The organism is Paracoccus sp. MC1854, assembly GCF_014164635.1.
In the GTDB taxonomy this organism is placed as follows: domain Bacteria; phylum Pseudomonadota; class Alphaproteobacteria; order Rhodobacterales; family Rhodobacteraceae; genus Paracoccus.
The window spans coordinates 1-2,481 of record NZ_JACJFU010000096.1 but is presented as its reverse complement, the minus strand read 5'-3'; the positions used below and the strand labels follow the sequence as shown (position 1 = coordinate 2,481).

Here is a 2,481-nt window from a genome sequence, read left to right as displayed (position 1 = left end):
TGGCCTGCTCCACTGAGGTGGTCCATTTCCAATCCTGGTGCATGACGGGTCTCGGCGCCGTGGTGGGGGGAGCTGGCGAAGGGGTTCGGGGTGGCGGAGCCGGTCCCTGCTGGACCTCGGGGGCCGGCGGCCCAGGGATGGATGCGGGCGTTTCGTGTTGTAATGGCGCCGCCGCGCCTCAATGACGATCCTTGCTTCGGCGCGGCGGGAGAAGATCTTCCCATCGAGCCGCTGGTCGCGGCGTTTCGCGTTGAAGCTCTCGCAGCAGCCAATCGTCCGGGAAACAGTCCCCCGGACTGTTTCCTGATCCTCCGCCATCCCGAGGTGACCCCGGCTCGATGCAGGCCGTGCCGGTGCCGACCGCGGCGATCCCGTCGCGCACCGCCCTGGCCACGAACTCCGGGCCCTTGTCGGACCTGATGTGATCGGGCACGCCCCGTGAGGCATGAACCGGTCCGACAGCACGTCGATGACATCCATCGACCGGCGCCTGCGGCTGATCCGGATGGCCAAGGCATTCCCGGGTGAAATCGTCGATCAGGTCGCGCATGCGGAACCTCCTGCCGTCCCGGGTCCGGGACCCCGGCGAAGTCGCAAGACCAGCCGTGCTCTGGCCGCACCAGCCGTGCTCTGGCCGCTCTGGCCGCAGACGAGGCACGATCCGTCGTTGAGCCACAGGCGCGCCCTCCTCGGTTGCCTGTACGGGACCTTCAGCCCCTCCCGGCGCCGTCGACGCAGGCGTCAACCCTTCCCCCGCTTCACGTCCATCGCCCAGCCCGCGCTGCGGAGCAACGCCGTGATCCGGCGGCAGCCGGAGCGGCCCTGCCGGCGCGTGCGATGATGTCAGCAGTCAGCGCCTCTTCATCGGCCTGCCCGCGCGGCACCTTCCGGCTCGGGTCGAGCGATGCTGCCCGGGCACGCGGCAGGCAAGGCGCTCCGACACCTGGAACGTCTGCCGAACATGCGCGATGCAAGCACGGCGGCGGGCGGGACCTGGAAGTTTCCCGAGGCGTTCGGCCACAGGCCCCACCTCTCAAGATCAGCTTCTCCAGCGTCAGTTCCGACACCGCCTTGCGCAGCCGCCCATTCTCCCTCTCCGGCTCCTTCGCTTGAGCTAGTCGCCCTTCCGCCCGCCGAACTCCTTGCGCCGCCGGGAGCAGGTGAACTGCGTCACCCTGATCGACCGCACCGCCTCGGCCACCGACCGGCCCTGCGACACCAACAGGTCGACCTGCCGGATCTGCGCGCGGCAAGCTCCTCCGGCTTGTGCTTCTTCTGCGCCATCCCTCCGTCATCCAGCTGGCTCGAAAACATGCTTCAGAAAAGGACAACTTTCGGAGGGGCAGGCCAAGCACTGCAGCGCGATCTCGCGCACCGGCGCCTCAACGCCGCTTCTTCAAATCGGATGTTTCCCCGAGCTTTCAATCCCGCAGGCAAGTGCATTCGGAACCGGGCGCCGGGGCAAGCAAGTGGCCACCCTTCTCCCGCCTGTCCACGCGGACCGCCGTCGTCGGCCTCACTGCTGTCGGCCTGTCACCGTGGCGGTTGCCAATCATCTTCTCGCCCGGAAGGCCGAGCGCGACAATCTTCCCGCTGAGAACTTCCTGAACGTGACTGGCGTCTGTCTCCACTATATGGAGCGCGGTACAAGAGCGCCTGTGGTCCTGCTGCATGGCAACGGCAGCATGATCTGGGACTTCGCGCGACAAGCGGCATCATCGAGCTTGCGGCCCGGAAGCATCGGGTGATCGTTCTCGACCGGCCGGGCTACGGGCACAGCGAGCGCCCGCGGAACAGGATCCGGACAGCCGAGGCGCAGGCCGACCTGATCCATGACGCGCCTGCGCAACTCGGCATCGAGCATGCGACGGTTCTCGGCCATTCCTGGAGGTTGCCTGGCCGCGTTGCCCTTGCCCTCAAATATCCCGATCTGGTTGGAGGGCTCGTGCTGGCGTCAGGCTGCTACTGGCTCTGCGTGGCGGCTCCGGCGGTGGGCGACGTCATCCGCCATACGATCTCGCGGTCCCGAGCCGACTGACAAGGCCACTCCTGATGCGGAAGATCTTCGGGCCCCGGCCGGTGCCGACGAAGTTCGCGGGGTTTCCGGAGGCCATGGCCATCCGTCCCTCACAACTCTGGGCAAGCACCGCGGAGTCGGCCCTGATGGTTCCGGATGCTCTTGCGGCCCAGGACACCTGCGCCCTGCTCAAGATGCCGGTCGCCATCGTGGCAGGCGCTGAGGACCGTCCTGTCGATGCGGAAGATCAGTCAGTCCGGCTGCACGAGGATACCCCGCACAGCAGCGTTCATTGTGTCCCCGGCGCGGGCCACATGATCCATCAGACAAAAGCCGCAGCAGTCATGTCCGCGATCGGGAAGGTGACTTCGCCGGTCGGTCAAGCCGCCCGGGCAAAGGCTCTCTGTGCAGGGAGGAAGGACGACCTACTTCTGCCGTGCCTTGCGATCGGCATAGCGCCGGTC

The 2,481-nt window shown here is 67.2% G+C and carries 2 protein-coding genes and 1 pseudogene; 2 read left to right on the top strand and 1 reads right to left on the bottom strand.

Features of this window, described 5'->3' with window-relative positions:
• Window positions 1–1,284 (bottom strand): annotated as a pseudogene (locus tag H5395_RS18130) (integrase core domain-containing protein); the annotation flags it as partial.
• Window positions 1,285–1,621: 337 nt separating this feature from the next.
• On the opposite strand from H5395_RS18130, the gene H5395_RS18645 reads away from it, so the two are divergent.
• Both H5395_RS18645 and H5395_RS18640 read left to right on the top strand, forming a co-directional pair.
• The gene (locus tag H5395_RS18645; protein WP_370576505.1) at window positions 1,622–2,038 is read left to right on the top strand and encodes an alpha/beta fold hydrolase; all 417 of its coding nucleotides are present in this window, start codon (window positions 1,622–1,624) and stop codon (window positions 2,036–2,038) included.
• Window positions 2,039–2,052: 14 nt separating this feature from the next.
• Window positions 2,053–2,481: alpha/beta fold hydrolase (locus H5395_RS18640; protein WP_220495126.1), on the top strand; the 429-nt coding region annotated here is incomplete at its 3' end.